The 22,169-nt window shown below is 60.7% G+C and carries 20 protein-coding genes; 13 read left to right on the forward strand and 7 right to left on the reverse strand.

Features of this window, described 5'->3' with window-relative positions; translation table 11 throughout:
- Positions 1–5: 5 nt before the first annotated feature.
- Complete coding sequence (gene polA, locus BM346_RS16600) at positions 6–2,735, reverse strand: DNA polymerase I (RefSeq protein WP_092015832.1); 2,730 nt, start codon at positions 2,733–2,735, stop codon at positions 6–8.
- Positions 2,736–2,833: 98 nt separating this feature from the next.
- Between polA and BM346_RS16605 the strand changes: the two genes are divergently transcribed.
- A complete protein-coding gene (locus BM346_RS16605; RefSeq protein ID WP_092015835.1) occupies positions 2,834–3,208 on the forward strand; it encodes a DUF2782 domain-containing protein in 375 nt (124 codons plus the stop codon).
- Positions 3,209–3,265: 57 nt separating this feature from the next.
- Here the strand turns inward: BM346_RS16605 and BM346_RS16610 are convergent, their stop codons facing one another.
- A complete protein-coding gene (locus BM346_RS16610; RefSeq protein ID WP_092015838.1) occupies positions 3,266–3,793 on the reverse strand; it encodes a fibronectin type III domain-containing protein in 528 nt (175 codons plus the stop codon).
- A 405-nt stretch (positions 3,794–4,198) separates the two neighbouring features.
- Here BM346_RS16610 and BM346_RS16615 point away from each other — a divergent pair, with 405 nt between their 5' ends.
- Positions 4,199–4,819, forward strand: a complete 621-nt coding sequence (locus BM346_RS16615; protein ID WP_174805132.1) for a hypothetical protein — start codon at positions 4,199–4,201, stop codon at positions 4,817–4,819.
- A gap of 70 nt (positions 4,820–4,889) precedes the next feature.
- On the opposite strand, the gene BM346_RS16620 is transcribed toward BM346_RS16615, so the two are convergent.
- The gene (locus BM346_RS16620) at positions 4,890–5,549 is read right to left on the reverse strand and encodes a DUF4124 domain-containing protein (protein WP_227662777.1); all 660 of its coding nucleotides are present in this window, start codon (positions 5,547–5,549) and stop codon (positions 4,890–4,892) included.
- Between the two features lie 128 nt (positions 5,550–5,677).
- Positions 5,678–6,319: an orotate phosphoribosyltransferase gene (gene pyrE / locus BM346_RS16625; protein ID WP_092015841.1), complete on the reverse strand. Its 642-nt coding sequence runs from the start codon at positions 6,317–6,319 to the stop codon at positions 5,678–5,680.
- Between the two features lie 82 nt (positions 6,320–6,401).
- Here pyrE and BM346_RS16630 point away from each other — a divergent pair, with 82 nt between their 5' ends.
- Entirely contained in the window at positions 6,402–7,211 is an 810-nt protein-coding gene (locus BM346_RS16630) for an exodeoxyribonuclease III (protein WP_092015844.1), read from the forward strand.
- 81 nt (positions 7,212–7,292) lie between these two features.
- On the opposite strand, the gene rph is transcribed toward BM346_RS16630, so the two are convergent.
- Positions 7,293–8,009, reverse strand: a complete 717-nt coding sequence (gene rph, locus BM346_RS16635; protein WP_092015846.1) for a ribonuclease PH — start codon at positions 8,007–8,009, stop codon at positions 7,293–7,295.
- Positions 8,010–8,203: 194 nt separating this feature from the next.
- Here rph and BM346_RS16640 point away from each other — a divergent pair, with 194 nt between their 5' ends.
- From BM346_RS16640 to BM346_RS16660, 5 genes are all read left to right on the forward strand, one after another.
- Positions 8,204–9,070 carry a YicC/YloC family endoribonuclease gene (locus tag BM346_RS16640; RefSeq protein WP_092015849.1) on the forward strand — a complete coding sequence of 289 codons (867 nt, stop codon included), beginning with the start codon at positions 8,204–8,206 and terminating at the stop codon, positions 9,068–9,070.
- Positions 9,071–9,186: 116 nt separating this feature from the next.
- Positions 9,187–9,828 (forward strand): guanylate kinase, encoded by a 642-nt coding sequence (gmk, locus tag BM346_RS16645; protein WP_092015852.1) that lies wholly within the window; start codon positions 9,187–9,189, stop codon positions 9,826–9,828.
- A 111-nt stretch (positions 9,829–9,939) separates the two neighbouring features.
- A complete protein-coding gene (gene rpoZ / locus BM346_RS16650) occupies positions 9,940–10,152 on the forward strand; it encodes a DNA-directed RNA polymerase subunit omega (RefSeq protein ID WP_092015855.1) in 213 nt (70 codons plus the stop codon).
- A 186-nt stretch (positions 10,153–10,338) separates the two neighbouring features.
- A complete protein-coding gene (locus BM346_RS16655) occupies positions 10,339–12,522 on the forward strand; it encodes a RelA/SpoT family protein (RefSeq protein WP_092015858.1) in 2,184 nt (727 codons plus the stop codon).
- Between the two features lie 94 nt (positions 12,523–12,616).
- The gene (locus BM346_RS16660; RefSeq protein ID WP_092015861.1) at positions 12,617–13,003 is read left to right on the forward strand and encodes a RidA family protein; all 387 of its coding nucleotides are present in this window, start codon (positions 12,617–12,619) and stop codon (positions 13,001–13,003) included.
- 274 nt (positions 13,004–13,277) lie between these two features.
- Here BM346_RS16660 and BM346_RS16665 read toward each other — a convergent pair whose 3' ends face one another.
- On the reverse strand, positions 13,278–14,156 hold the full coding sequence (locus BM346_RS16665; RefSeq protein WP_092015864.1) for an NAD-dependent epimerase/dehydratase family protein: 879 nt from the start codon (positions 14,154–14,156) through the stop codon (positions 13,278–13,280).
- Positions 14,157–14,208: 52 nt separating this feature from the next.
- Here BM346_RS16665 and BM346_RS16670 point away from each other — a divergent pair, with 52 nt between their 5' ends.
- From BM346_RS16670 to BM346_RS16680, 3 genes are all read left to right on the forward strand, one after another.
- Positions 14,209–15,168, forward strand: coding sequence for a hydrogen peroxide-inducible genes activator (locus BM346_RS16670; protein WP_092015867.1), 960 nt, complete (start codon positions 14,209–14,211; stop codon positions 15,166–15,168).
- Between the two features lie 9 nt (positions 15,169–15,177).
- Positions 15,178–17,253 carry an ATP-dependent DNA helicase RecG gene (recG, locus tag BM346_RS16675; RefSeq protein WP_092015870.1) on the forward strand — a complete coding sequence of 692 codons (2,076 nt, stop codon included), beginning with the start codon at positions 15,178–15,180 and terminating at the stop codon, positions 17,251–17,253.
- A gap of 113 nt (positions 17,254–17,366) precedes the next feature.
- A complete protein-coding gene (locus BM346_RS16680) occupies positions 17,367–18,734 on the forward strand; it encodes an HDOD domain-containing protein (protein ID WP_092015873.1) in 1,368 nt (455 codons plus the stop codon).
- A 299-nt stretch (positions 18,735–19,033) separates the two neighbouring features.
- Here the strand turns inward: BM346_RS16680 and BM346_RS16685 are convergent, their stop codons facing one another.
- Positions 19,034–19,492 carry a DUF2489 domain-containing protein gene (locus BM346_RS16685; protein WP_092015874.1) on the reverse strand — a complete coding sequence of 153 codons (459 nt, stop codon included), beginning with the start codon at positions 19,490–19,492 and terminating at the stop codon, positions 19,034–19,036.
- Positions 19,493–19,671: 179 nt separating this feature from the next.
- Here BM346_RS16685 and BM346_RS16690 point away from each other — a divergent pair, with 179 nt between their 5' ends.
- Together BM346_RS16690 and lnt are read left to right on the forward strand one after the other, a co-directional pair.
- Entirely contained in the window at positions 19,672–20,373 is a 702-nt protein-coding gene (locus BM346_RS16690) for a lipase secretion chaperone (RefSeq protein WP_092015877.1), read from the forward strand.
- Complete coding sequence (gene lnt, locus BM346_RS16695; protein ID WP_092015880.1) at positions 20,370–21,962, forward strand: apolipoprotein N-acyltransferase; 1,593 nt, start codon at positions 20,370–20,372, stop codon at positions 21,960–21,962. Before BM346_RS16690 ends, lnt begins: the two co-directional genes overlap by 4 nt.
- Positions 21,963–22,169 lie beyond the last annotated feature (207 nt).

Genomic DNA, 22,169 nt, shown 5'->3' on the forward strand with positions numbered 1-22,169 from the left:
AACGGTCAGTGGGCCTCGTCCCAGTTGTCGCCAACGCCCACGTCCACCACCAGGGGAACCTTGAGCTCGGCCGCCGCCGACATCCGTTTCTGCAGCCCCTCGCGGATGGTGTCGATGGCGGACTCTCTTACCTCAAGCACAAGTTCGTCGTGGACCTGCATGACGATACGGGCGTCGCTGGAACGGGAGGACACGAGCCAGTCCTCCACGGTGACCATCGCCCGCTTGATGATGTCCGCGGCGGTACCCTGCATGGGAGCGTTGATGGCGGTGCGCTCTGCGGCCTGCTGCATCTGCTTGTTGCGGGCGTTGATTTCCGGGAGATAGAGGCGGCGGCCCGCAAGGGTTTCCACATAGCCGTCATCGTGGGCCTGCTTGCGAATCCGGTCCATGTAGGTAAGAACGCCCGGATACCGCTGGAAGTAACGGTCAATGTATTCCTGGGCGATTTTGCGGTCCACCTCCAGCTGACGGGAAAGGCCGAACGCGGACATGCCGTAGATCAGCCCGAAATTGATGGCCTTGGCACTGCGCCGCTGATCCCCGCTGACCTTCTCGACGTTGACTCCGAATACCTCGGCCGCCGTGGCCCGGTGGATGTCCTCGCCTTTGGCAAAGGCCTTGAGCAAGCCCTCGTCACCGGACAGGTGAGCCATGATCCGCAACTCGATCTGGGAATAGTCCGCCGCCATTAACCGGTACCCCTCCGGCGCGATGAACGCCTGCCGGATCCGGCGGCCCTGCTCGGTCCGGATGGGAATATTCTGCAGGTTCGGCTCCGATGATGACAGCCGGCCGGTGGCAGTCACCGCCTGGTGGTAGGAGGTGTGGATGCGGCCGGTGCGGGGGCTGATCAATTCAGGCAGGGTGTCGGTATAGGTCGACTTCAGTTTGCTCAGGCTGCGGTGCTCCAGGATCAGGCGCGGCAGCAGGTGTTCATGGGCCAGTTCCTGAAGAACGGGTTCGGCGGTGGAGGGTGCTCCCTTGGGGGTTTTCTTGATGACCGGCAGGCCCATGTTGTCGTAGAAAATGGCCTGCAGCTGCTTGGTGGAGCCCAGGTTGAAGCTCATGCCTGCCTCAGCGTGGGCTTCCTCCTCCAGCTCCGCCATGCGGATCTGCAGTTCCTGGCTGTGCTGCCTGAGGGTCATGGAATCGACCATTACCCCCCGCTGCTCGATGTGTGAAAGAACCGGAACCAGGGGCAGGTCAATGTCCGCATACACGTTTTCCAGCCGCCCCGTTTCGGCCAGGCGCGGCCGTAGCGCGTGATGCAGGCGCAGCGTTATATCGGCATCCTCGGCCGCGTATTCGGTGGCTTTTTCCAGATCAACCTGATTGAACGTCAGTTGCTTTGCCCCTTTCCCCGCGATGTCCTGGAAGCTGATGGTGCTTTCCCCCAGGTACTTGAGCGCCAGGCTGGTCATGTCATGGCGGGTTGCGGTGGAATTGAGTACGTAGGACTCCAGCATGGTGTCCTCAGCGATGCCCTCAAGGGAGATGCCGTGATTGGCCAGCACGTTCTTGTCGTATTTGAGGTTCTGGCCCAGCTTTTTCTTTGTCGGGTCCTCCAGAAGGGGTTTGAGCGTCGCAAGCGTCTTGTCGCGATCCAGCTGTTCCGGGGCGCCCAGGTAATCATGTCCGAGGGGCAGGTAGGCTGCCTTGCCGGGCTCAATGGCGAAGGAAAGGCCGACAATCTGCGCTTCGCTGTAGCGCAGCGTGGTGGTTTCCGTGTCAAAAGCAAACAGGTCGGCGGCCTCCAGTCTTGCCCGCCACTCGTTCAGTTTTTCCTCGGTGAGAATGGCCTCGTACTGACGTTCCGGTGCAGTGTTATGGTCGTCGGCGCCATCATTTTTGCCGCCGGCCTGATCGTTGCTGTCTCCGGAATACTCGGCAATCCAGTTCTTGAATTCGTACTCCCGGAACAGCTCCAACAGCCGCTCCCGGTCCTCCGGCTCCGGCGATACCTCCTCGATACCGAAGTCCAGATCCACATCGGTGCGAATCTGCGCGAGCTCGCGGCTCAGGGGAAGGTCATCCAGGGCGTTTCGCAGGTTTTCTCCGATCTTGCCGCCGATCTCGTCCGCATGGGTCATCAGATTGTCCAGATTGTCGTATTTCTGGAGCCATTTGACGGCGGTCTTGGGGCCACACTTGGGAACGCCGGGGATGTTGTCCACGGGGTCGCCGACCAGCGCCAGGTAATCCACCACCTGTTCCGGCTCGATACCGAACTTTTCCACCACGCCTTCCCTGTCCATACGGGTTTCGGTCATGGTATTGATGAGCGTGACGTGATTGCTCACCAGTTGGGCCATGTCCTTGTCCCCGGTGGAAATCACCACGTCGACGCCCTTGTCCGTGGCCTCGGTTGCCAGTGTGCCGATAACGTCGTCCGCCTCGACTTCCGGGATAATGAGCAGAGGCAGCCCCATGGCTGCGACAATCTCGTGGATCGGTTTTACCTGAACGGCCAGGTCATCCGGCATCGGTGGACGATTGGCCTTGTAGTCCTCGTAGATTTCGTGCCGGAAGGTCTTGCCCTTGGCGTCAAACACGACCACGACCTTGGAGCCGGGAAAGTCCTGCTCCAGGCGTCTTAGCATGCTGATCACGCCCTTGATGGCCCCGGTGGGGTGACCCTTGCTGGTTGTCAGGGGTGGTAAGGCGTGGAAGGCCCTGAACAGATAGGAGGAACCATCGACAAGTACAACGGGGGGTGTCTTCTGCTGACTCATATCAAGGACTGTCCGGAATCGGTTTGAAGGTTTTGGTGGCTTGTGCAACGCTTTCTGCAAAGGTTGCGACCACGGCTGTTTCAAACGCAGAGGTTACCATGAAATTAACTCCAGTCTTTGTACTCGCCGCATTCGCGGTGCTGGCTGTTGCCCCAGCTGCCGCACAGGAGACATCCACGTCTGATTTGAACGAGGACCCCTCAACGTCTCCACTGGATAAGGAACCAAGGATTCCCGATGAACCGGTCGTGTTGCCGCCACAGGACTCAGCGGGAGTGGGAACCGAGATCGTGATTCGCCCGGCAGAGGACAAGGTTTTCTACGAATACCGTGTTAACGGGGAACTGAGGGAGATCAAGGTGGTGCCGGATGTCGGGCCTGAATACTATCTTGTGCCCGCCGAAGGCGGCGGCTGGATCCGGGAGGAGGAAACCTCCCTGCTGATCCCGAGCTGGGTGATTTTTCGCTGGTAGCCAGGAGCCCACCCTCCGGCAGGCCCTGGCCTTAACCCGGCTTCCCGAAACGGGCCTTCAGATAAGATCTACCGGAACCGGGGCGGAGCGACGGCTTTCCAGACCGTTGGTGTCCAGGGTACTGACGGAAAATTCGTAGGCGCCCGGATCAAAATCATCCAGTTCCAGGCTGTTGGCGTCCGGCCCATCCAGTTCCAGAGAGCGGAATTCCTCCTGGTGCCGAAGCCGGAAGTAGACGCGGTAGCCGCTGATTTCCCCCGGGAACAGTTTGCTGCCGTCCTCCCTGGTCAGAGGACTTTCCCACTGCAAGGCAGGACGTTCGAAATCAATCACCGGATCCTGGTTTTTTACGGCGTCCCCACCCGCCAGCACATCATCATTGTCGGACGAATCATCACTGGCAACCGGTTCCTCCGGTTCGGAGCCGTTGGGGGTGGGCTCCGGGTCGCTGTTCTGAGTCCTGTTGGCAGGGTTTGTCTGATCAGCGGCAGGGGCGGGGGGCTTCATGCCCGAGAGGTTGGAGTCGCCACCGCAGCCGGCCAGAAGCAGGCAGAGCAGAAAGGTAAAGAAATGCGAAAACGTCATGGTATTCCTCGCACGTAGTTAAGCCTGACCGCGTTGAACACCGCTGCCGCGAACTGGGTCCTGGAACGACAACAGCGTGGGTCAGGTCTGGTGGTCCACCGGAAAATCAGTATTTTTATGCCAGCGGATGCCGAGCCTTGATCGGGAAGTTGGCCCCCCGTATGCCACTGCGTACGAATTCAGTACGCATTATTCATTGTCGGATTCGGGCCTCAAGTGACCATTCTGTAAAATGTCGGCTGGTTCACGTCCGATGAAAAATCCGTTTGACGGTTTGCGATCTTTGCCCGCGGTGGGCGATTAGTATGAATATTCTAATTTTTCCCCCTAATCTGTACTGGAATCACCGGGAGTCCCATCCAGGGACCGGCGACATTTTGAAGACCACTCAATAGGGGGTTGGTTATGGGTAAGCTTACAAATTGGCAGCAACAGCTGCAGGACATGGTTAACAAGGGTATTGACGCTGCGGAGAACGCGCAGAAGCAGGTTGCGGCCAGGCCGTTCAATGCTGCCGAAAAACTTGAGGTCGAGATTCGCCAGCACCGGGTCAAGAATCTGCGCAAGCGTTATAACGGCGCAACCGAGGCCGTCTACGATCAGCTTCGCACCCTGAACAGCCGTGTCGGCGGCTTTGCAGCAGATCTGATGGCGAAGCTGGAAAAGGAAACCGCTGACGCCGCCAAATCCGTCAGCAAGACCGCGGACGAAGTCGCTGACGAGGTCTCCAGCAGCGCGGAGTCCACGGCCAGCGAAGTATCCGACAAGGCACAGAGGACCGCCAACACCGTATCCCGGGGTGCCAGGTCAACGGCCAGGGATGTCTCCAAGACAGCATCTTCGGCCGGTAAGGAAGTGAGTGAGGCCGCAGAAAAGACCTCAAAGACGGTTGCCGAGGAGGATAACGCCTCCAGCAAATCAGGCTCTGGTTCGTCCAAAACCACCGCGAAGGCGAAAGAAACTGCCAGCAAGTCCAAAGAGACGAGCAGCAAGTCAACCGCCGACAAGGCCACGACTGGCGCCTGATACCCGGATTGCAGGACAGTAGAATGACTGTCAGAAGGCCACCCCCCCGGGGGTGGCCTTTTTTGTAGATTTACTGCGGGTTGCTGGTTTTCTGCGGGCCGCCCGGCTCCAGCGGCAGGGTCCGCTTGTGCTCAGTAATGGCTTCGAGGCGCTCGATATCTTCGAGATAACGCTCCTTCAGGATCTCGATTTCGGCGTTCTGAGCCGCGATTTCCGCCTCTATGTCCTCGATCTGTCGCTCCAGGCGGTCGATCTTGAGAAGCATGTTTTCGGGGATGTCGGTACCGGAGCGCTCCATGTTGGCGGCCCTCGAGTGCTCGGCGTCAAGCTGGGATTCGATGACCGAGATATTGCCCCGTTTGAGCTGGTTCAGGCCCTCAAGTTCACGGATTTTCCGGTGCAGTGCGCGCACCGCGTCGTCGGGGTGGCTGTATCGGCGCAGCAGGGCGCGGTCCTGCTTACGTTGTTCCTCCGCCTGCTGTTGCCGGCGCTTCTCCGCCTCCCGTTGGCGAAGTTCTTCCTCGGTGGGAGCCGGAGCAACACGCTCAATCACCCGGCCCTGGCTGTTGAGGATCTCATAGCCCCGGGTGGAGGCCTCCTGGGGCACGGTGTTGCTGATCACCATCTGGCCGCTGCTGTCCTGGTAACGATACATTCGGGCATCGGCAATGGAGGCGAAAAGCAGGCAGCTGGCTAGGAAAAGGCAGGTTGTCAGGCGAACTGTTTGCACCGGGTTACACCGTTTTTGTCAGTGGGGATCGAGTGAGCGTCATCCGTGTTGGTATCAGAGCATACCAGACATGCCTGTCGTTGCTACGGACCAGATCACAGGCCGGGCAGCAGCCGGCTATCGGCCTTTCAGCTGACGCCATACCGCTGGCGATAGTCCGCGATCGCCCTGGCGTGCCCGGTGAGTTCCGGATAGTCCTGGAGATACTCCAGCACTTGTTCCAGCTTGATGATGCTTATGACCGGTATGCCATAGTTTTGTTCCACCTCCTGGATCGCGGACAGGTCGCCCTTTCCGCGCTCCTGGCGGTCCAGAGCGATAAGCACGCCCGCGGGTCTTGCACCGGCCGCTTCTATCATCGTCATGGACTCCCGTATTGCAGTTCCGGCAGTGATGACATCGTCGATGATCAGAATGCGGCCCGCCAAGGGTGTGCCGACAATGTTGCCGCCCTCGCCATGGTCCTTGGCTTCTTTGCGGTTAAAGGCCCAGGGACGGTTATCGCCACTACTTGCCAGGCTCATGGCGGTGGTGGTCGCCAAGGGAATGCCCTTATAGGCGGGGCCGAAAATAATGTCATAATCCAGCCCGCTGCGGGTGAGGGCGGCGGCATAGGCCTGGCTCAGCCGGAGCAGGTCATTGCCCGTATTGAACAGACCGGCATTGAAAAAATAGGGGCTGGTGCGGCCGGACTTGAGGGTGAACTCACCGAAGCGGAGTACTTCCCGGTGTATTGCAAACTCAATGAAATCGCGCTGGTAGTCGTGCATGACAAGGCTTCTGGCGGGGGCTGGTTCTTTCAAATACGTGTAAAAACGGTATCATACACACAAACTGAATCAGGGAATACGTATGCGTGTAGTATCAATCAGCGTCAATGGCCTCGAGCAGGCCGTTGACAGGGGCTTTTTTGACTGGATTGCCCGCCAGGACGCCGACGTTATCTGTGTTCAGGACCATCGCATGCGGGTCTATGAAATCGAGGACCGCAACCTGATTCCCGAAGGGTATGAAGCCTACTTCATAGACGGCGAGCGCAACGAGGACGGTGGCGTGGGGATTTATACCCGGCACTTTCCCAAGGCCATCATGTACGGTTTCGCCAGTGAGCAGGCGGACCGCGAGGGCCGCTTTATCCAGGCGGACTTTGACCGCGTGAGTGTCGCCAGCGTGCTGGCTCCCAACGCCCTGGGCCGTGAAGATGAATTGCTCGGCGACGAGAATGACCTGACCGTTCTGGATCACAAGGACGAGTTCATGGACGATTTCGGTCTGCACATGCAGAAAACCCTGCGCAAGCGCCGGCAGTTCATCTTCTGCGCGAATCTGCAGACCGCTCATCATGTTACTGATGCCAGCCCCATTTATCATCAGCTGGATGTATCCGGCTTCCTGCCTCACGAGCGGGCATTTCTCGATCGCCTGATTGATGAAATGGGAGCCGTTGATGCCTTCCGTGAGATCAACAAGCAGAGCAACCAGTACACCTGGTGGCCGGAATGGGAAGGTGGTGAGCGCAAGAATGTGGGTATTCGTGCCGACTACCAGCTACTGACGCCGGGTATTCGCAAGACTATTGTCGATGGCTGGATCGATGAAAGCGCCCGCTTTTCGGACCATGCTCCGCTGATCATGGAATACGATATCCAGATCGGTTTCTGACCGGCCGCTATGAATGCTTGAGACAAAAAAGCGCGCCCCCTGGCGCGCTTTTTTATGTTCCGCTGTGACGGCGAGCCTTGCTCAGCCGCCCAGGGCGTCCTTCTGGATCGCAAACAGCCTGTCAATTCCCTGCTTCGCCAGGGTCAGCATTCCGTCCAGTTCATCCTGTACAAAGGGCACTCCCTCGGCGGTCCCCTGAATTTCAATGAAACCTCCCTGGTCGGTCATGATCACGTTCATGTCGGTTTCCGCCTCGGAATCCTCCGGGTAGTCCAGGTCCACCACCGGCGTGCCGCGATAGATGCCCACAGAGACGGCGGCCACCATCTGTTTTAGCGGTGACGTCTTCAGTCGCCCTTCCTTCACCAGGAAGTTCAGGGCGTCCACCAGGGCGACGCAGCCACCGGTAATCGCGGCCGTGCGGGTGCCCCCGTCCGCCTGGATGACATCACAGTCGATGGTAATGGTGTGCTCCCCCAGGGCCTCCAGGTCCACGGCTGCCCTCAGCGAGCGGCCTATCAGTCGCTGGATCTCGACGGTGCGTCCACCCTGTTTGCCCCGGGCCGCTTCCCGGCCCATGCGGCTGCCGGTGGAGCGCGGCAGCATGCCGTACTCGGCGGTAATCCAGCCCCGGCCTTCGCCCCGGAGGAAGGGTGGAACCCGGTTCTCCACGGAGGCGGTGCAGATGACGCGGGTGTCGCCAAATTCAACCAGCACGGAGCCCTCCGCATGGCGGGTAAAGTTCCGGGTAAGGGTGATGTTCCTGGGCTGGTCCGGCTTTCGTCCGCTCGGTCGCATAGTTGATCCTTCTGAATCGGAGAGTGAATGGGTCAGTACCTGGCCCGCAATGTGGCGGACAGGCCGTTCACGTGGAAAGGAACCGGAGTATAGCACGGCGTGTTTCCCTTCCGGACAGGCCGGAGATTCCGCCTTGGGCCCCGCAAGCTGGTAGACTGTGAGTTAAACGTTTTCCGTAGCCCAATGGAGTCACCATGATCAGAAGCATGACGGCGTTTGCCCGCCAGGAAACCCAGGCCGAATGGGGCGTGCTGACCTGTGAGATCCGCACCGTTAACCACCGCTATCTGGAGGCTTCCTTCCGGTTGCCGGAAGCCCTGAGGGAGCTGGAAAATGGATTTCGCGAGGAACTCCGCAAGACCCTGGGCCGGGGCAAGGCGGACATTGGCTTCCGTCTGCAGGGTACGGAAGCTGCCGATACCAGCATAGCGGTCAACGATGCCCTGGTGGCGTCCCTGAACGGGGCTATCAATCAGATCAATCGGACTCTGGACAATCCCGCCCATATCAATGCCCTCGATGTATTGCGCTGGCCCGGCGTGATGGAGCGCGAAGAGCAGGATCTGTCGCCGCTCAAGGCGGTGGCGGATGAGCTGTTCGGCAGAACTCTCGAGGATCTCGTGCGGGTCCGGGAGCGGGAGGGCGAGCGACTGCGCCCGTTGTTCGAGGATCGGCTGGACACCATGACCACGCTGGTGGAGCAGGTGCGCGACAGGATGCCCGGTCTGCTGAAAGCCCAGGAGGAGACACTTCGGGAGCGCTTCCGCACCGCCAAGGTGGAGCTGGATCCGGAGAGGCTCAGCCAGGAAATGGTCATGCTGGCCCAGAAGTCCGACGTGGCAGAGGAACTGGACCGGCTTGAAGCCCATGGGGCGGAAGTTCGCGAAACCCTGCAGCGTAATGACGCCATCGGTCGCCGTCTCGACTTCCTGATGCAGGAGCTCAATCGCGAAGCCAACACTCTGAGCAGCAAGTCGATTGATGCGGAGGTGACCCGTATCGCAGTTGACCTCAAGGTGCTGATCGAACAGATGCGGGAACAGGTGCAGAACCTGGAGTAATTTCTTCCGGCCCCGGGTGGGCGAACCGGGGTCGAATCCGTATAATTGCGCACTCTTCAAACGGGGGCTGGTTCTTTCAGGCCCTCCTGACGCCAATCAACCGTATCTCAAGCCCTATGAGTCAGCCCGTCGAGAAAGGCACCCTCTATGTGATTTCGGCCCCGTCGGGAGCTGGCAAGACCAGCCTGGTGGCTGAAATGCTCAAGGCCGACGAGCAGCTTGGAGTGTCGATTTCCCATACCACACGTCCCATGCGCCCCGGTGAGCAGGACGGGGTGAACTACCATTTTGTCAGCCGTACCACCTTCGAGGCGATGATCGCCCGTGACGAGTTCCTGGAGCACGCGGATGTGTTCGGCAATTATTACGGTACCTCCCAGGTGTGGGTGGAGCAGACCCTGGCAAGGGGCCAGGATGTGATCCTTGAGATCGACTGGCAGGGAGCAGCCCAGGTTCGCCGGCTGATGCCGGACTGCGTCAGCATCTTTGTGGTGCCGCCCTCGGCGGAAGTGCTTCGTCATCGTCTGACCAGTCGTGGTACCGACGCCCCCGATGTGGTGGAGCGGCGCCTGCGGGAGGCGTCCGAGGAGTGTCGCCACGCCCTCGAGTTCGACTACCTCGTGGTCAACGACGATTTCAGCGTGGCGCTGCACCAGTTGCTGGCCATCGTCGCCAGCCAGCGTCTGCGGATGGATCGGCAGGAGGTGCGCCATGCCGGATTGCTCTCGGCCCTGATGGACGACAGCCCATCGCGGTAGCGGTATACATCGTGAGCACTTGCCGGTAGACTACGCGGTCTGCTGAAGGGTCCGGTTTTGACCGGGCTGACCGAATTCACACCGTAATCTGTTATCTCAGTCGGGGAAGATATGGCACGAGTTACCGTTGAAGATTGCCTGGAAAACGTCGACAACCGTTTCCAGCTGGTTATGCTGGCGACCAAGCGCGCCCGCCAGATCGCCACCAAGGGCTTCGATCCGCTGGTGCCGGAAGAGAATGACAAGCCGACCGTTATCGCCCTGCGGGAAATCGCCGAAGGCAAGATCACCCGGTCCCTGCTGACGGAAGAAGACGAGGATTGAGCCTGCTTCGGCCACGCCGGCTGAAGAGGCTGTAAAAGACCATTGAAATTCGCCCCGATGGATTTATAGTGGATACATGGCGCAATGCGTGAGGCGCCACGTAATTCCAGCGGGGTACAGGAAGAGCCCGAATGTTCGCATTCGGGCTTTTTTATCCCCGTTTCCTGAGATCCATTCGGAGGCGCGGTGGCGCAAGAGCTACTAGTAGCGGAGCGAGAGCGGGAGGAGGCCACAGTCGAAGGCCTGGCAACCCAGCTTGGCAGCTATCTGGACGACAGTCGCATCGATCAGGTGCGCCGGGCCTACTATTATGCCGAACAGGCCCATGAGGGCCAGATGCGACGCAGTGGTGAGCGCTATATCACCCACCCCCTCGCGGTTGCCACCATCCTGGCGGACATGCGGCTCGATCATCAGAGCCTGATGGCTGCGATGCTTCACGACGTGATTGAAGATACCAGTATTCCCAAGGAAGCCCTAAGCGAGCAGTTTGGCGACTCCGTGGCCGATCTGGTGGATGGCGTCAGCAAGCTGACCCAGATCGAGTTCCGCTCCCGTGCCGAAGCCCAGGCCGAGAACTTCCAGAAGATGACCCTGGCCATGGCCCGGGACATCCGGGTCATTATCGTCAAACTCGCGGACCGCCTGCACAATATGCGCACACTCGGGCCCATGCCCTATGAGAAGCGCCAGCGCATTGCCACTGAAACCCTGGATATATACGCTCCCATCGCCAACCGGCTGGGCATGCACCGGGTCTGTACTGAACTCGAAGACCTCGGTTTTGCGTCCCTCTATCCCATGCGGGCGAAATACATCTCCAAGGCCGTGGACAAGCTTCGGGGCAGCCACCGGGAGATCATCGACGAGATCAGGGGCAGACTCGAGGACAAGCTTCAGGAACGCGGATTGCCCGGTCTCATCATGGGGCGGGAAAAGCACCTGAATTCCATCTACAACAAGATGAAATTCCGGCACAAGTCCTTCCATGAGATCATGGATGTCTATGCCTTCCGCATCATCACCGACAGCGAAGACGACTGCTACCGCATCCTGGGTGCTGTCCACAGTCTGTATAAGCCGCTGCCGGGCCGGTTCAAGGACTATATCGCCATGCCCAAGGCGAATGGCTACCAGTCCCTCCATACCACCCTTTTCGGGATGCACGTCAATATCGAGATCCAGATCCGCACCGAAGAGATGGAACAGATCGCCAATGACGGCATTGCCGCCCACTGGATGTACAAGCACGAGCAGTCGCCCGTCACTGCGGTGAACCAGAAGCGGGTGGACCGGTGGGTCCAGGGGCTGATGGAAATGCGGGAGCGGGCGGTGGATTCGCTGGAGTTCATCGAACACGTCAAGACGGACCTGTTCCCGGACGAGGTCTATGTGTTCACGCCCAAGGGCAAGATTCTCGAGCTTCCCTCCGGCGCCACGCCGGTGGACTTTGCCTACGCCATTCACACGGACATCGGCAACGCCTGCGTGGCCTGCCGGGTCAACCGCAATCTGGGGTCCCTCAGTCAGCCCCTGCAGAGTGGCCAGACGGTGGAAATCATCACCGCCCCCAATGCCCGGCCCAATCCGGCCTGGCTGAGTTTCGTGGTGACCGGCAAAGCGCGGAGCAGCATCCGGCATGCGCTCAAGCTGCAGCGCCGGGCGGAGTCCCTGGCGCTGGGCAAGACCCTTCTCAAGAAATCCCTGCATGGCTTTGGCCGGAAGCTCTCGGAGCTGAGGGATGAACAGATTGGCGCGGTGGTCCGGCACAACCAGGTGGAAAGTTTCGACGACCTGCTCAGCGAGATCGGCATCGGCAACCGGATGGCCTATCTCATTGCCCGCCAGCTGGTGGCAGGCGATGTGATTACGGAACCCGGCCCTGGGGACAAGGAGACCATCACCGATGATGGCACTGGTAAACACGGCGCCGTGACCATACGTGGCACTGAGGGGCTGCTGGTGCGTTTCGCCAATTGCTGCAAGCCGATCCCCGGCGATCCCGTGGTGGGCGTCATGGACTCCGGACATGGTCTGGTGATTCACAGTGATACCTGTCCGCGTCTGCCGGAAAGCTCGGAAGACCGGGCCCAGCTTACCCATCTCAAATGGGCAAAAGACATCACCGACGAATTCTCGGTTGAGCTCCGGGTGGAGCTTGAGCGTCAGCGTGGGGTGATCGCCGAGGTGGCGAGCGCGGTGGCCAAGGCGGATGGCAACATCGAACGCATCAACGTGGAAGAGCAGAACGCCCGCCTCAGCGTGGTGAGTCTGGTAGTGCACGTCAACGGACGCAAGCACCTGGCCCGAGTGATGCGTCGGGTTCGCAATATTCGCGCTGTGACCCATATCAGCCGGGTTCGGAGCTGATGGCTCCCGGAGCCGGACCTCGCCGGGGCGGTTGACAGTTTCCCGCCCCGAGCGGCAGCATGTTCTTTTTACACCAACGCAGGACCAACCCCAGATGAGCAACAAATCCATTATCCAGACCGATGCCGCGCCAGAAGCCATTGGTACATACTCCCAGGCCGTCAAGGCAGGCGATACTGTGTATCTTTCGGGACAGATTCCGCTGGATCCGCAGACCATGGAGGTGGTGTCCGGCGATTTTGGTGACAAGGCCCGGCGGGTATTCGAGAACCTCAAGGCCGTCTGTGAGGCGGCCGGCGGCGGTCTCCAGGATATTGTGAAGCTCAACATTTACATGACCGACCTGGCCAACTTCGCCACCGTGAACGAAGTCATGGCAACCTACTTCCAGGAGCCCTACCCGGCACGGGCCGCCATCGGGGTGGCCTCCCTGCCCAAGGGCGTCCCGGTGGAAATGGACGCCATCATGGTGATTAGCTAGTGTCCCGGCCGGTCAATTCGCTGACCTACTGAGCCCCTGAAAGCCTTGAGAGCAAGGCGCGGTGTCGAAGGTTTGGTGGTTCCAAATCGAGGCGCCGCAACACAGCTCTCAAGGCTTTCAGGGGCTCCCGGAGGGCTTGCCGCTGGCGACTCTGGACCTGTGTTGTCAGCCCTTGATGTGGAACCACCACACCTGCGGACTGACGCCTTGGCCAGAGTCGCCAGCGGCAAGCAATAGGTCAGCGAATTAACCGGCCGGGACACTAGCCGGTGCACTAACCCTTACTTTTCAGTTCTTCGATCATGGGCCGGTAGCCGGTCCGGAAATCCGGGTAGCGGAATTCAAAGCCGGTATCGAGAAGGCGCTGGTTGTTACACCGTTTGCTGCCACCCCGGCCGCCCGTGCGTCCATCTGGCCGGGGTGGCTGGCAGGGCAGCTGGTTGCGAATCCATGCCACCACCTCATCCAGCCTCGCGGGTTCGCAGTCGCTGGCCAGGTAGCAGTCCTTGAGGAGGGTGCCTGTCAGCGCCAGCTGAATCAGGTGGATGCACACGGCAGCGGCATCTTCCTCGTGAATCCGGTTGGTGTAGGGGCCGGGCGAGGCCGGATTCAGTTCACCCTCGACGACCGATTCCAGAAAGCGGCCACGGCCGGGCCCGTAAATCCCACTGAAACGAATGACCGTGGCGGGCAGCCCACTCCCGATCGCCAGTCTCTCACCCTCAAGCACCCGTTCGCCACTGAAGCGCCGCGGCCCCATGGGACTGGATTCGTCTACCTCGCTGTCGTCATCCTGGCCGTAGACGCTGGTGCTGCTGATGAAGAACAGTCGCTGGAGCCTGCTGGTGTCAGTTTCGGCCAGAAGATTGGTCAGGCCGGTCACATAGGCCTGGCGGTAGCCCGTGTCGTCGTAGCTTGAGGGGGTGAGGCAGTAGAGGATGATGTCGGGGGCTGCAGGAACCGCCCGGGCAAGGGAAGACCTGTCCAGGAGGTCTGCCGGCGCCGGGTTCACCTCGGAGGGGATGGCACTGGCAGTGCGACGGATTCCCCAGACCTCGGCCGAGGAGGCAAGCCGTCGTGCGACCTCTCCGCCCAGGGCGCCGCAACCAGCTACAAGAATACGGGGCCGGGACGGGCCCGTGGTGATTGCCATAGTCAATTTCAATCCTTATGCTTTAGCTCATAAAGAGCAATTGGAGTCTGTCATGACCTTGACCGAATTACGTTACATTGTCACGCTCGCCCGTGAAAAGCATTTCGGGCGGGCCGCCGAACGTTGTCATGTCAGTCAGCCGACCCTGAGTGTTGCCGTGAAGAAGCTGGAGGACGAGCTGGGCATCCCCCTGTTCGAGCGCAGCAAGAGCAGCATCCGGGTGACGGAGACCGGCCAGCGAATCATTGAACAGGCCCAGCGTGTTCTCGACCAGGTCGGGGTGATCCGGGATATGGCCCAGGACGGCAAGAATCAGCTGAATTCGCCCCTGAAGGTGGGAGCCATCTATACCATTGGCCCCTATCTGTTCCCGCACCTGTTGCCGGAGCTCCGGCGAGCCGCACCCGAGATGCCGCTCTTCATCGAGGAGAACTACACCGCGAACCTGCGGCAGAAGCTTCGCCAGTCCGACCTCGATGCCATCATCATCGCGCTGCCTTTTGAAGAACCCGAAGTGGTTACGCTGCCGTTGTATGATGAGCCATTTGTGGTCCTGCTGCCCGGCGGGCATCCACTGGCCAGGGAACAGGCCCTCACCGCCGAGCAACTGGCCGGGGAGCAGCTTCTGCTGCTGGGTCCGGGGCACTGTTTCCGGGACCAGGTCCTGGAATCCTGTCCGCCCCTGGTGGAGGCTGTTGCCGAACGCGGTGCTGGTGCACCTGGCCCGAGCCTGGTCACGGAGGGAAGTTCCCTCGAGACCATTCGTCACATGGTGGCCTCGGGCCTCGGGGTCACCATATTGCCGCTGTCCGCGGCCACCTCCATGAATTACAGCGAGGATATTCTCGCGGTCAGGCCTTTTGCCCCGCCGGTCCCGTTCCGGACCGTGGCGCTGGCCTGGCGGGTCACCTTTCCGCGACCCAAGGCCATTGACGTCCTGTCCCTGGCGGCCAGTCAGTGTCGGGTCATTGAAAAGGCCGAAAAGGAAAAGCCGGCCCTGGTCGCCGGTTGATCCCTGCCCGTGGCGTCACTGGAAGACCTGCCCGTTACCACCCTGAAGGGTGTGGGTGCCGCCCTGGCGGCAACCCTGGCGAAACTGGAGATTCGTACCCTCCAGGACCTGCTGTTTCACCTTCCCCATCGCTATGAGGATCGCACCCGCATCCTGCCAATGGGCAGTCTGAGGCTGGGTGACACCGGGGTGGTTGAAGGCACCGTCATGCGCTCGGACATGGTCATGGGCCGCCGCCGCAGTCTCCAGGTTACCCTCCGGGATGACACCGGGTTCCTGGTCATGCGCTTCTTCCACTTTTCCGCCGCCCAGAAAAACCAGCTTACCGAAGGGGCGACAGTGCGCTGTTACGGCGAAGTGCGCCCGGGGAAGGCCGGTTTTGAATTCTATCACCCGGAGTATCAGGTCAATCCTCCGCCCATGCCGCCTCCGGGGGAGGCGACCCTGACTCCGGTCTATCCCCTGACCGAGGGCGTCCAGCAGCCCCGGGTCCGGAGTCTGTGCCGACAGGCCCTGGGTTACCTGCAGCGCTACCCGATTCGGGACTGGTTGCCCGGGTCCCTGCTGGCAGACTATCAGTTGCCGGATATTTCTTCCGCGGTGGCACTGGTTCACGCACCGCCCGCCGACGCTCCGGTGAATCTCCTGATGGAGGGATGCCATCCCGCACAGCAACGCCTGGTAATGGAGGAGTTGCTGGCTCATCAACTCAGTCTGTTACTGGTGCGCCAGCAGATCCAGCAGCGTCAGGCTCTGGCGCTGTTGCCCCGGGGTGAACTGACGGAGCGATTCCTGGATCAGTTGCCGTTCCGGCTGACTCCGGCCCAGTCGCGGGTGGTGGAGGATATCCGTCAGGACCTCAGCCAGCCCCTGCCCATGCTGCGACTGGTGCAGGGGGATGTGGGGTCAGGCAAGACCGTGGTGGCGGCCATGGCAGCGCTTCAGGCTGTGTCGTCGGGTGCCCAGGTGGCTCTGATGGCGCCCACAGAGATCCTGGCCGAGCAGCATTTCCAGAACTTCAGACAATGGATGGAACCGTTGGGCCTGGAGCTGGAGTGGCTCTCGGGCAAGGTCAAGGGCAAAGCGCGGACCCGGACTCTGGAGCGCCTGGCCTCCGGTGAGGCCAACCTGGCGATCGGCACTCACGCCCTGTTCCAGGAGGACGTCCACTTCGAGCGGCTGGGGCTGGTCATTGTGGACGAACAACACCGGTTTGGCGTCCATCAGCGTCTGGCCCTGCGGGATAAGGGCGCAGAGGGACGGCTTGCTCCCCATCAGCTGATCATGACAGCGACGCCGATTCCGCGCACACTGGCCATGAGCGCCTACGCGGATCTCGATACCTCGGTGATTGATGAACTGCCCCCCGGCCGCAAGCCCATCGAAACCATCGTGATCCCCGAAGCCCGCCGCGACGAGGTGGTGGACCGGGTGCGCGAAGCCTGTCAGGGCGGTCGCCAGGCGTATTGGGTCTGCACCCTGATCGAGGAGTCTGAAGCTCTCCAGTGCCAGGCGGCAGAGGTGACCGCGGAAAATCTTCGGGAGCGGCTGCCCGGGCTGAAGGTTGGCCTGGTTCATGGTCGCCTGAAGGCGACGGAGAAGGCCGAGGTCATGGACCGCTTCAAGAGTGGTGAACTGGATCTGCTGGTGGCCACCACGGTCATTGAGGTGGGCGTGGACGTGCCCAATGCCTCCCTGATCATCATCGAGAATCCCGAGCGCCTGGGCCTGGCCCAGTTGCACCAGCTCAGGGGGCGCGTCGGTCGCGGCGAAGAGGCCAGTTTCTGCGTCCTGATGTATCAGGCGCCCCTGTCCCAGAACGGCAGGGCCAGGCTGCAGGCACTGCGGGAGAGCCAGGACGGCTTCGTGATCGCCGAAAAGGATCTGGAAATACGGGGCCCGGGCGAGGTTCTTGGAACCCGGCAGACCGGCATGATGCAGTTCCGGCTGGCGGATTTCGAGCGGGACCGGGGCTGGATCGAGACGGTCCGCGAGATAGCACCATCAATGATGGCGACGCCGCCGGCAGTTCACGCCCTGGTGCGGCGGTGGCTGGGAGAGCGGGTTCGCTATGGAGATGTCTGAAATCGGCCGGTTCGGCAGCAAAGTGTCATACAATCTGAATAAGTGAAACATGAAGGCGCTGACCTTCCACCACACACTTCGTCAGTCGCCAGCGCATGGCTTGGGAGAACGCAATGGAAATGTCTGCTGCAATCCGTAAGGTTCTGGAGGCAGCCACCATCAATGCACAGCCGGAGGCGGTGGCCGGGACAGAAAGTGGAGCCCGCCTGCGAATGGTGTTGCTGGGGGACGACCAGGGCAATATCCAGGCAATAACCCGACGGGACGACCTGCTCGACCTGGTGGATCTCAACAAGCAGTTGGGCCGGGATCTACACCTGGTCTCCCAGACCGAGTACGCCCGCCTGCGGCGGGAGACCGGGTTGAGGGAGATACCGGCGCTACCGGGGCTTACAGGGTGGCCCACCCTGGTTGACGATCGCGCCAGAAGCGCGGACATGGTCGTGATTGAACCGGCGGGCGACAACGCCTGCCTGCGGCTGAACCAGGAGCAGTTCGGCGGGCTCATCCACGGTGCCGACCTGCGGTCCTTCTGCGTGCCGCTGAGTTCCGTCGACGTCAATCTGGGCGCTCCTGAAAAAGACGGTGAGCAGCTGAAGTCGGCGATCCAGAAGTTCACGGGTCTGCGGATCCGTCAGCGCCTGGAAGATACCCTTGAACTGCCGCCGCTGCCGGAAACCGCCCAGCGCATTATCCATCTGAGGGTAAACCCGAACGCCGCCATGGGGGACTTGGTGGACATCGTGGAAAGCGACCCCAGTCTGGCGGCACAGGTGGTGAGCTGGGCCTCCTCATCCTTTTACGCCGCGGCCGGCCAGGTACGCTCGGTACATGATGCGGTATCGAGGGTGCTGGGGTTTGATCTGGTGATGAACCTGGCCATGGGCCTGTCACTGGGTAAAACCCTGAATCAGCCAAGCGACCATCCCCGGGGTTTTGTGGGCTATTGGCAGCAGGCCATCTGGGAAGCCCAGGCTGCCGGTATTCTGGCCGGCATGATGCCGAGAGGGCAGCGCCCCACCTTTGGTCTGGCCTACCTGGGCGGCCTGCTTCACAACTTTGGCTACCTGGTACTGGCCCAGGTATTTCCTCCCCATTTCAAACTGGCCTGTCGCCACTGGGAAGTGAATGACCATGTTGATACTTCCCTGATCGAGCATTACCTGCTGGGCGTGACCCGGGAACAGCTGGCGTCGGAACTGATGGCAAACTGGGGCATGCCGGATGAGGTGATCGTGGCCATTCGCCACCAGAAGAACCTGACCTATAGCGGGCCACTGGAGGTCTATCCGAAGCTGCTCTGGCTCGGGCGCCAACTGCTTAACGAGCGCGGCCTGAACCTGGGCCCGCGCAAGGTTATTCCCGAAACTCTCTACATCCATCTGGGACTGGACCCGGACCAGGTGGCCGAGCAGTTCGACGATCTGGTGGCGTCGAAAGACTCCGTAGTTGCTATGGCCGGTATGATGAGCCAGGCATAAAAAAGCCGGCCCTGAGGCCGGCAAGCTCACCCGCTTGTTGCAGATCAAGACGTATCTGAGTCCAAAACGTCGTCTACTCAACAGATACAGTCCGGGGTACGCACACTGAGTACAATCGGTTCTTTATTCACTGTAGACAATGGGTCGGAAAATGCCCGTCCTTTATTGTCGCGGGCTAACCAGTCGTCTTAACATGTGTTACTTGGTAACTAAAACTGCTTGAATTTCAGTCAGGAAGGAATTTCTTTCTGACCGCCCTTGGTAACAAACTGTTACAAAAATATTCGGGACGGGAGCGGTCAGTGGAAATCGTGGTGGCGAATCGCTGTGGCTGCCCGACGAATGGCATCGGCGTGCTGCTCCTCAAGGGCGTGGCGCTCCCTGTCCATCTTGTGCACGAAATGACTGTCGGTCTGCTGGCGGGCCTGGTGGGTAGGCATGTGCTGGATCTGATCATGCATCTCCAAGAACACCCGGTAAGGGTTTTGATGCAGCAGTTCCGGTGCAACATGGTCCAGCAGCCCCTTGATGCGGAGGCAGGCCTCGGAATATTCCACCTGGTCCTCCTCCACCGCCATGGCGAGAATGCGAATGCTTTCGATCATGTCTTGCCGTCGCCGTAACTGGAATGCTTCCTGTTTGGCGAGGGTTTTCTTCTGATCCCGGACCAGCCGGGTATGGCGCAGGATAAACATCGCCAATACGAAGATGGCTATCAGGCCTAGGCCAATCAGGATCCATTGCAACCATTGGGGCATGGCGAGCTCCAGAGTGAATTCGTTCGCCAGTGTAACCTAATTCCAGTGTATTGGCGTGACGCTCTGGCGTCCGGTATGGCCTGTGGGGCATGACTGGCCTGTGAACCTGATCATCACGGACGTCGAGGGGCCCGGGTTATCATGACGTTCCTGATATCATCCGGCCCATGGAATACGCCATGATGAATTCGTACCGGGATGTTCCCGCCTTCGGCAACTGGATGCCGGCACTCGCCATGCTGGCGCTGACATTGCTGGCGGTTGCCGCATTGCTTAACGGCATTGGTCGTCTGGGCGTGATGGCCACTCCGGACCCGGGCAGGGGCCAGTATCTGTCGCCGCAGTCTCCCGCTCTGGCGGAGCGGGTGGACTTTTCCCAGGTGGACCGGACGATCAGGCGGCTGCCTGTCGATGAACAGGGAAACAGCGATTCGCTGGCATCCCTGGAGCCCTTGCTGATGGCTCTGTCGGCCGCCCTGAAAGATGCCCCGGTTGTCAGCGGCCCGGCACTGGAGCGGGCGCAGTTCCTGCTGCGCCGCAGTTTGCCGAGGGAAACTGCCCGGCCCGTGAACGCGATCCTTCCGGATTTTTTGCGGTATCAACGAGCCGAGACAGCGCTGTTCCACTATCGCCTGAAGGGACCCCAAAGCATCGAGGCAGCCTATGCGCAGTCAATGATGCAGCAGGCCCTGCGCCGCATGACACTGGGCCCGGACGTGGCTGACGCACTCTATGGGCAGATCCATCGTCTTACCGGGATTCACCTGCTCCGCCAGATGCTGATGGAGCGTGAGGATCTGGCTGACGAGGAAAAGCAGGAGATGCTCAGGCAGCAGATGGAGGCCCTGGCAGCCCCGGAGTCGGAGGATGACGCCGGATGAGATGCCAGGTGCCACCGGTATTCCGGTCGTGGCTGCCGTCACTGGGCGCGGTTCTGACCGGTGTTCTGGTGGCCACCCCTGTCAATTACGCCGGACTTTACCCGCTCACCTGGGTCGCTTTCGTTCCATTCCTGCTGATTTTGCGGGGGAAAAGTCTGAGGGCGGCATACGGCCTTGGCCTGCTTTGCGGTCTGAGTCTGTTTCTGGTGGGAACCTCGTGGATGGTGGAGTTCCTCCAGCGCCTGAAAGACTATTCCTTCGGTCCGGCCCTCGCGGGGTCGGTCCTGTTCTGGTTACTCAGTGCCCATCTTACCGCACTGCTGGCGGTGACCTACCGGCTGCTTCAACGCTGGCTGGGCGACTATTCCCTGTGGCTGTTTCCCATCCTGCTGATGCTTTTCTTCGGCTGGTTTCCGGTACTGTTTCCGCTCCAGCTGGGCGAGAGCCAGAGCGCTTTCCTGCCGGCCATACAGGGGGTGGCCTGGACCGGGGTTTACGGCCTCGATTTCATGATTGGTCTCAGTAACGCCCTGGTGGCCGCCGCCTGGCAGCAGCGCAGCGGTCGGTCGCCCGCGCTTGAGTCCCGGACCTCCGCGCTGGTGGGCGTCCTGGGGGTGGTCATGCTGGCGGTGTGGCTGGGTTACGGCTGGTGGGCCCTGTCCCGGTGGGACCAGCAGGTGGCTGGCTGGCCGGAGTTCACGGCAGGGCTGGTGCAGTCCAATGAAACCCCCAGCGCCGCAGTGCCACCGCCCGAACCGGGTTTTGCCCGCGCCTGGCCGCCGGAGATGGAGATCAGTCACCGGCTGGCGGATGAGGGTGCGCAAGTCATTCTCTGGCCGGAGACCCGTTATAAAGGGTATTTCGAAAGGGATTACGTGCGCCTTGCCTATGGCCGCAATGTGGCCGATCTCGGCGTGCCCCTGGTTTTTCACGATGCCGAGCAGCAGGGGGAGGGTGCTGACTTCCGTGAGCACAATACGGCAGTCCTGCTGGGGTCTGGGGGACAACTGGAGGAGCGTTACCGTAAACACCGTCTGGTGGCCTTTGGTGAAACGCTGCCGTTGTCCGGCGAGTTCCCCTGGCTCATGAGATGGGTGAAACGGTACCTGGGGGAATTTTTCGCTGACCTGACCCCGGGGGAAGAGCGGACTCACTTCCCGGTGGCAGGGGTCAATCTGGTGCCGGCCATCTGTTACGAGAGCGCCTTCCCCGGCCACATTGCCCGGTCCGTGGCCGAGACCCCCTCCAGCCCCATTCTCGTCATACTGTCCAACAATGGCTGGTTCGGTGACTCCCGCATGCCCTGGCAGCATGCCGGCGCAACCGTGCTGCGGGCCGTTGAAAACCGGGTGTCGCTGGTTCATGTGATAAACAACGGCCCTTCCATGGTTGTGTCTCCCTCTGGCCGTGTGCTTGCCCAGACCCCCTTCCGGAAACGCACCGGCATGCTGGTCCCCGTGCCCTATACCCCTCCGGGCGAAGGGTTCGCCTCCTGGTTCACGAAGTGGCCGGAGTGGTTCCCCGTGACGGGTCTTGCTTTCCTCCTGCTGGCCCTGGCAGTGGCGCGGTTTCGCCGGAACCCGTTGTGAACTCGGTCACACTGGCGCGGCTGCGGGTTTTGGGGCATTCCCGGAGCGGGCGCATTTTGCCGGTCGCGTTATAGTCGATTATCTTCCTCTGGGGTACTACAACCTGGGTGTGACCTGTGTGGAGACCCGTCCGGCTTTTGCGGGCAATGAGAGCCGCTATATCAGCTCTGACGGCATCCACCCCACCGCAGCCGGTTCCCGTGTACT

This window comes from Marinobacter daqiaonensis (genome assembly GCF_900115285.1).
GTDB classification, from domain to species: Bacteria; Pseudomonadota; Gammaproteobacteria; order Pseudomonadales; family Oleiphilaceae; genus Marinobacter; species Marinobacter daqiaonensis.

Excerpts from the sequence above, each read along its gene's own strand:
- lnt (WP_092015880.1), top strand. The coding sequence starts at position 20,370 with ATGAGATGCCAGGTGCCACCGGTATTCCGGTCGTGGCTGCCGTCACTG.
- BM346_RS16630 (WP_092015844.1), top strand. The coding sequence starts at position 6,402 with ATGCGTGTAGTATCAATCAGCGTCAATGGCCTCGAGCAGGCCGTTGAC.
- BM346_RS16660 (WP_092015861.1), top strand. The coding sequence starts at position 12,617 with ATGAGCAACAAATCCATTATCCAGACCGATGCCGCGCCAGAAGCCATT.
- rph (WP_092015846.1), bottom strand. The coding sequence starts at position 8,009 with ATGCGACCGAGCGGACGAAAGCCGGACCAGCCCAGGAACATCACCCTT.
- BM346_RS16670 (WP_092015867.1), top strand. The coding sequence starts at position 14,209 with ATGACCTTGACCGAATTACGTTACATTGTCACGCTCGCCCGTGAAAAG.
- BM346_RS16690 (WP_092015877.1), top strand. The coding sequence starts at position 19,672 with ATGATGAATTCGTACCGGGATGTTCCCGCCTTCGGCAACTGGATGCCG.
- BM346_RS16665 (WP_092015864.1), bottom strand. The coding sequence starts at position 14,156 with ATGGCAATCACCACGGGCCCGTCCCGGCCCCGTATTCTTGTAGCTGGT.
- gmk (WP_092015852.1), top strand. The coding sequence starts at position 9,187 with ATGAGTCAGCCCGTCGAGAAAGGCACCCTCTATGTGATTTCGGCCCCG.
- rpoZ (WP_092015855.1), top strand. The coding sequence starts at position 9,940 with ATGGCACGAGTTACCGTTGAAGATTGCCTGGAAAACGTCGACAACCGT.
- BM346_RS16680 (WP_092015873.1), top strand. The coding sequence starts at position 17,367 with ATGGAAATGTCTGCTGCAATCCGTAAGGTTCTGGAGGCAGCCACCATC.
- BM346_RS16640 (WP_092015849.1), top strand. The coding sequence starts at position 8,204 with ATGATCAGAAGCATGACGGCGTTTGCCCGCCAGGAAACCCAGGCCGAA.
- BM346_RS16610 (WP_092015838.1), bottom strand. The coding sequence starts at position 3,793 with ATGACGTTTTCGCATTTCTTTACCTTTCTGCTCTGCCTGCTTCTGGCC.
- pyrE (WP_092015841.1), bottom strand. The coding sequence starts at position 6,319 with ATGCACGACTACCAGCGCGATTTCATTGAGTTTGCAATACACCGGGAA.
- BM346_RS16605 (WP_092015835.1), top strand. The coding sequence starts at position 2,834 with ATGAAATTAACTCCAGTCTTTGTACTCGCCGCATTCGCGGTGCTGGCT.
- polA (WP_092015832.1), bottom strand. The coding sequence starts at position 2,735 with ATGAGTCAGCAGAAGACACCCCCCGTTGTACTTGTCGATGGTTCCTCC.
- BM346_RS16615 (WP_174805132.1), top strand. The coding sequence starts at position 4,199 with ATGGGTAAGCTTACAAATTGGCAGCAACAGCTGCAGGACATGGTTAAC.
- BM346_RS16685 (WP_092015874.1), bottom strand. The coding sequence starts at position 19,492 with ATGCCCCAATGGTTGCAATGGATCCTGATTGGCCTAGGCCTGATAGCC.